This window comes from Brachybacterium atlanticum (assembly GCF_025669985.1).
Taxonomy (GTDB): domain Bacteria; phylum Actinomycetota; class Actinomycetes; order Actinomycetales; family Dermabacteraceae; genus Brachybacterium; species Brachybacterium conglomeratum.
This window is the reverse complement of the sequence record NZ_JAKJJW010000008.1, coordinates 116,111-122,517: the sequence shown is the minus strand read 5'-3', so window position 1 is coordinate 122,517 and position 6,407 is coordinate 116,111. Positions and strand designations below refer to the sequence as shown.

At 72.5% G+C, this 6,407-nt stretch carries 4 protein-coding genes; 1 reads left to right on the top strand and 3 read right to left on the bottom strand.

Features of this window, described 5'->3' with window-relative positions; genetic code table 11:
• Positions 1-127: 127 nt before the first annotated feature.
• Positions 128-1,474, bottom strand: a complete 1,347-nt coding sequence (glmM, locus tag L3K22_RS06060; RefSeq protein WP_263310588.1) for a phosphoglucosamine mutase — start codon at positions 1,472-1,474, stop codon at positions 128-130.
• Between the two features lie 174 nt (positions 1,475-1,648).
• Here glmM and L3K22_RS06055 point away from each other — a divergent pair, with 174 nt between their 5' ends.
• Positions 1,649-4,960 (top strand): DEAD/DEAH box helicase, encoded by a 3,312-nt coding sequence (locus L3K22_RS06055; protein ID WP_263310587.1) that lies wholly within the window; start codon positions 1,649-1,651, stop codon positions 4,958-4,960.
• A gap of 307 nt (positions 4,961-5,267) precedes the next feature.
• Here L3K22_RS06055 and rpsI read toward each other — a convergent pair whose 3' ends face one another.
• Both rpsI and rplM read right to left on the bottom strand, forming a co-directional pair.
• Positions 5,268-5,768, bottom strand: a complete 501-nt coding sequence (gene rpsI, locus L3K22_RS06050) for a 30S ribosomal protein S9 (RefSeq protein ID WP_010550277.1) — start codon at positions 5,766-5,768, stop codon at positions 5,268-5,270.
• 51 nt (positions 5,769-5,819) lie between these two features.
• Positions 5,820-6,263, bottom strand: coding sequence for a 50S ribosomal protein L13 (gene rplM / locus L3K22_RS06045; RefSeq protein WP_010550278.1), 444 nt, complete (start codon positions 6,261-6,263; stop codon positions 5,820-5,822).
• Positions 6,264-6,407: the final 144 nt, after the last annotated feature.

Below are 6,407 nucleotides of genomic sequence, written 5' to 3'. Positions count from 1 at the left end.
GTGACGACTCATGCGGTGGCTCGCATGAGTCGTCACGGGCGCAGAAGCTTCGCCCGCGCTCGGCAGGATGGGGTCAGGCGAGGGCGCGGGCCGGGGCCGTGTGCGTCGGCCCCGGCCCGTCCGGGGCTCAGAGGCCGACGCGCTCGCGGACCACGACGGCGAGGCGCTCGGCCACGGCGGTGGCCTGCGCGTCGGTGGGGGCCTCGACCATCACGCGCACGACGGGCTCGGTGCCGGAGGGGCGCAGCAGCACCCGGCCGGTCTCCCCGAGCTCCTTCTCCGCCGCCGCGATCGCGTCGCCGACGCGGCGGTCGATGGTGGCCTTGGCCTTGTCGACGTCCTTGACGTTGATCAGCGCCTGCGGCATGCGGCTCATCACGGACTTGAGCTCGGCGGCGGTGCGGCCGGTCTCGGCGATGCGCTGGAGCAGGTGGAGGGCGGTGAGCTCGCCGTCACCGGTGGTGGCGTGCTCGGCGATGATCACGTGGCCGGACTGCTCGCCGCCGATGGAGAAGCCGCCGAGGTTCATCTCCTCGAGCACGTAGCGGTCGCCGACGGCGGTCTGCCCCAGCACGATCCCGTGCTCCTTCATGGCGAGCTTGAGGCCGAGGTTGCTCATGACGGTGACGACCAGGGTGTCCTCGTGGAGCTTGCCGCGCTCCTTGAGGTCCAGGGCCAGGATCGCCATGATCTGGTCGCCGTCGATGATCTCCCCCGCCGCATCGACGGCGAGGCAGCGGTCGGCGTCGCCGTCGAAGGCCACGCCGATGTCGGCGCCGTGCTCGCGCACCGCGGCCTGCAGCGGCTCGAGGTGGGTGGAGCCGACGCCGTCGTTGATCAGCCCGCCGTCGGAGCAGTCGCCGATCACGTGCACGGTCGCGCCGGCGCGGCGCAGCGCCTCGGGGCCGGAGATCGCGGCGGCGCCGTTGGCGCAGTCTGCGACGACGGTGAGTCCCTCGAGGGAGCGGTCCAGGGTGCCTACGAGGTGGGTCACGTACTCCTCGATCGCGCCCTCGTAGCGGGTGATGGTGCCGACGTCGGTGCCCTGCGGGCGCTCCCACTGCTCCCCGAGGCGGGCCTCGATCGCGTCCTCGACCTCGTCGGGCAGTTTGGTGCCGCCGCGGGCGAAGAACTTGATGCCGTTGTCGGGGGCGGGGTTGTGGGAGGCGGAGATCATCACGCCGAGGTCCGCGCCCGTGGACTGCACGAGATAGGCGAGGCCCGGCGTGGGCAGCACCTCGGCGTCGAGCACGTCCACGCCCGCGGAGGCGAGGCCGGCGCTGACCGCGGCGGCGAGGAAGTGCCCCGAGGGACGCGTGTCGCGGGCGACGATCGCGCGGGGGCGGGTGCCGCCGAAGGCGCCGAGCGTGCCGAGCACGTGCGCCGCGCCCACGGACAGCTCGACCGCGAGCTCCGCGGTGATGTCGTCGTTGGCGCGTCCGCGCACTCCGTCGGTGCCGAAGAGTCGTGCCACGGGGGTCTCCTAGGAAGTGTCGGGGGTGGTGCTGCTCCCGGGTCGGGATCGACGGGGCGGACGGGCTCGTCGATGCCGCGGCGACCGGGAGGACGCTGTGAGACTACCCGCTGAGGGTCGTGATTCCGGTGAGATCCCTCGTGCGCGGGGTGCGGCGCGGGTTACGTTGGCGGGATGTCCCCAACGGTCCTGCTCCCTCGACTGCTGCCCTCCGCGATCAGCCACCACGTGGGTGATCGCACGGCGGGCAGGAGCCTCGCCGCCGCGCGCGGCGGGAGCGTGGGCGCGGTGGACTGGGACGAGGCGAGCTCGACCCTGTCGGCCCAGGTCACGGACACCGACGGCGCCCGGCATCACACCGAGACGGTCCTGACCGAGTACGAGGAGGACGCCGTCTCCCGCCGCTTCCAGACCCCGGGGCCGGGGGGGCTGTGGCGACCGCTCTCCTCGCGCTGCGACTGCTCGGTGGGCGAGGCATGCCTGCACGTCGGAGCGCTGCTGTACCGGACCAACGACCTCGCCGTCCGCGCCGCGCGGGAGGAGCCGCCCGCGGAGTGGCGCACAGTGCTGCGCCCTCTGCTGAGCTCCCGCGCCTTCTCCGCGCGGTCCGGGACCGTCGCGAAGCCGCTCGCGCTGCGGGTGGATCTCGAGGCGGCGGCCTCGGGCACCGGCACCTCCCGCCACCACCGCGAGGTCGCCACGCCTGCGCATCTCGCCGCCGGCGCCGATCTCTGGCTGGGCCTGCGCCCCGTGACCCGCGGACGCAAGGGCCTGTGGATCAAGGGCGACCTCTCCTGGCGCAGCTTCGAGTTCCGCCTCGCGGGCCGCGAGTACGACCCCGCACAGGGCGAGGCGCTGACCAGGATCTTCGCGGCCGCCTCGGTGGAGCGCTCCTACACCTCCGGCGCGGTCGACCACCTGTGGCTGAACACCATCACCTCTCCCCTGCTGTGGCAGGCTCTCGCCCACGCGCTGGACGCGGGGGTCGAGCTGCTGCCCGGCAGCGGCCTGGCCGCGATCTCCCTCGCGCGCGACGGGGAAGCGGGCCTGGACCTGCGCTCCGAGCAGGACTCCGGCGCCCTCGAGGTCGCCCCGCGCTTCGCGATCGACGGCCTCGAGACGGAGCACGGCCGGCTGCTCGGCGGCGCCGGGGTGCTCGAGGCGCTCCCCGCGGACGAGGAGCTGCTCACCGCCCGCATCGCCCCGCTGCCCGCCGCGGTGCCGCGCGACCTGCGCGCCCTCCTGCACCGTCGGGAGCCGCTGCGCGTCCCCGCCGCGGACCGCGAGGCTTTCCTCGAGGTCGCCTACCCGAAGCTGCGCGCGCTGAGCCCCATGACAAGCCTCGACGGCAGTGTCGCGCTGCCGGCGGCCCGTCGGCCCGCCCTCCATCTCGAGGCCGCCTACGCCGACGGGGACCGGCTCGCCCTGCGCTGGTCCTGGCGCTACCACGACCCGGACCGCCGCCTGCCGATCGACCAGCGCCAGGGCGCGCACCGCGACACCGCCCACGAGGACGCGGTGATCGCCGAGGCCATGACCCTGTGGCCCCACCGGCCCACCGACGCCGCCCAGCTCCTCTCCGGCGTGGACACCGCCGAGTTCACCGCCCACGTGCTCGATGCGCTGGACGCCCTGGACCATGTGGAGGTCGAGGTCACCGGCACCCGCCACGCCTACCGAGAGCTCGACGGAGCCCCGCAGGTGCGGATCACCCAGCACGCCTCCCCCGGGAAGAACGACTGGTTCGACCTCGGCTTCGACATCACCGTCGAGGGCCGGCAGATCCCCTTCCCGAGCCTGTTCGTGGCGCTCGCCCGCGGCCGGGACAAGCTGCTGATGCCGGACAGGACCTACTTCTCCCTGGACCATCCCGCCTTCGACGCGCTGCGCGAGCTTATCCGCGAGGGCGAGGCCCTGGCCGAGTGGGAGCCCGAGGTCCAGCGGATCTCGAAGTACCAGGTCGACATGTGGGACGAGCTCGCCGAGATCGCCGACCAGACCGAGGCGAGCGCGGAGTGGACCGCGGCCGTCGACCCGCTGCGCGCCCTCGAGCACCGTCCCGCGCCGCCGCTGCCCCGCGGCCTGCAGGCGGAGCTGCGGCCCTACCAGCGCGAGGGCTTCGCGTGGCTGGCCATGCTCTTCGACCAGGGGCTCGGCGGGGTGCTCGCCGACGACATGGGCCTGGGCAAGACGGTGCAGACCCTCGCCCTGATCGCCCATGCCCGCGAGCAGTCCCCGTCGGCCCCGCCCTTCCTCGTCGCCGCCCCCGCCTCGGTGCTGCCGGTGTGGCGCCGTGAGGCCGAGCGCTTCGCGCCGGGGCTGCGCGTGCGGGTGCTCGAGGGCACCTCCGCCTCCCGCGGCGGCGCGGCCGAGGAGGATTTCGAGGGCGTGGACCTGGTGGTGACCAGCTATGCGGTCCTGCGCCTGGACGAGGAGCTCTTCGCCTCGCGCCGCTTCCAGGGCTTCGTGCTGGACGAGGCGCAGTTCGTGAAGAACCGCCGCTCCCGCACCCACCTGGCCGCGAAGCGGATGCGCGCCGGCATGCGCCTGGCGATCACGGGCACCCCGATGGAGAACTCCCTGGACGACCTGTGGGCGATCCTCGACCTGGTCGCGCCGGGCCTGCTCGGCACCGCGATCGGGTTCCGCAAGCGCTTCACGCTCCCGATCGCGACCGGCGAGGCGCCACAGCGGATGGAGCAGCTGCGCCGTCGGATCCGCCCCTTCCTGCTGCGCCGCACCAAGGAGCTCGTCGCGAAGGAGCTGCCGGAGAAGCACGAGGAGGTGCTCACGGTGACGCTGTCGCCGGAGCACCGCGCCGTCTACGACTCGGTGCTGCAGCGCGAGCGGAAGAAGGTGCTGGGCCTGATCGACACGGACCTGGACCGCTCCCGCTTCATCGTCTTCCGCTCCCTGACCCTGCTGCGGATGCTGGCGCTGGACCCCTCGCTGGTGGACGCGGAGGAGTACGCGGACGTGCCCAGCTCCAAGCTCGAGGCGCTCTTCGACCGGCTCGAGGAGGTCATCGGCGACGGGCACCGGGTGCTGCTGTTCAGCCAGTTCACGACCTATCTCGACCGGGTCGCGGGCGAGCTCTCCGCGCGCGGGATCGACTTCGCGCACCTGGACGGCTCGACCCGGGACCGCGATGCGGCCGTCAGCGGCTTCCGCGACGGGGACGCGCCGGTGTTCCTGATCTCGCTGAAGGCGGGCGGCTTCGGCCTCACCCTCACCGAGGCGGACTACGTCTTCCTGCTGGACCCGTGGTGGAACCCGGCGGCGGAGAACCAGGCCGTGGACCGCGCCCATCGCATCGGCCAGGACCGGCAGGTGATGGTGTACCGGATGATCGCCGAGGACACGATCGAGGAGAAGGTCCTGGCGCTGCAGCGCCGCAAGGCCGAGCTGTTCGACTCGCTCACCGACGGCGGGCAGGCGTTCCGCTCCGCCGTCACCGCCGAGGACCTGCGCGAGCTGCTGAGCTGACGGGCCGGCGCTGAGCGCGTCGGCCCCGGCCCTGGTCCCATTCCGACCCCGGCCCCTGCCGCGCCCGGCCAGCCGTGGTCGACTCCTAGCGTATGGCGTACCGGTACGCCTATATCGCCGTACTGGTACGCCATACGCCACCACCTGACCACCCCCGCCCCGACAGCCGACTCCACCACCGACCTCGCCCCCGGCACGCTGCGATGCCTCGCCCGCGAACCGCCCTGGACGCGACGATGCCCCCGACCCGGAGGTCGAGGGCATCGTGCGTACTGCGCAGGTGGGACGGAGCGCTGCTCCGCGCCGATCAGCGCTTGGAGTACTGCGGCGCCTTGCGGGCCTTCTTGAGGCCTGCCTTCTTGCGCTCGATGATGCGCGCGTCGCGACGGAGGAAGCCGGCCTTCTTGAGGGTCGGGCGGTTGTGCTCCTCGTCGATCTGGTTCAGCGCGCGGGCGACGCCGAGGCGCACGGCCCCGGCCTGGCCGGACGGGCCGCCGCCGTTGAGGCGCACGATCACGTCGAAGCGGCCCTGGAGCTCGAGGACCGTGAACGGGTCGTTGACCTCCTGCTGGTGCAGCTTGTTCGGGAAGTAGTTCTCGAGCGAGCGGCCGTTGATGGTCCACTGGCCGGAGCCGGGGACCAGGCGGACACGGGCGATCGCACGCTTGCGACGGCCGGTGCCGTAGCCGGGCGCGGTGGCCGACTGGCCGGTGCCGACGGCGGCCTCGCCGGTCGACTCGGTGGTGAAGCTCGAGGGGGCCGACTCGTCGGTCACGGCCTCGAGGGACTCGGGGGTGGTCTCAGTCACGGTTCTCCTTGGTTCTTCCGTGCGGCAGGGCGGAGTGGCGGGAGCCCCCGCTTACTGCGCCACCTGGTCGATGGTGAAGGGGACGGGCTGCTGAGCGCTGTGGGGGTGCTCGGAACCCGAGTAGATCTTGAGCTTCTTGATCTGCTGATCAGCGAGCTTGTTCTTGGGGAGCATGCCGCGGATGGCCTTCTCCACTGCCTTCTCGGGATTCTTCTCGAGCAGCTCGGAGTAGGGGACGCCGCGGAGGCCGCCCGGGTAGCCGGAATGGCGGTAGGCGAGCTTCGCCTCACGCTTGTTGCCGGTCAGCGCGACCTTGTCGGCGTTGATGATGATGACGAAGTCGCCCGCATCCACATGGGGTGCGAAGACCGGCTTGTGCTTCCCCCGCAGGAGCTGGGCAGCCTGGGAAGCGAGCCGGCCGAGGACGACATCCGTTGCGTCGATGACGTACCAGGAACGCTCGACATCGCCGGGCTTCGGGGTGAACGTACGCACTCGTGCCTTCTTCTCTCGTGGTGGTGCCAGGTCGGCAGGACGCCGTCCGGGCACGGTTCGAATGGACCGTGGGCACGCTTCCTTCGGGTAAAAGCATGGCCCCTGTGGCTGTACCCGGCCCGCTCCGCTGACCATGCGACGGCG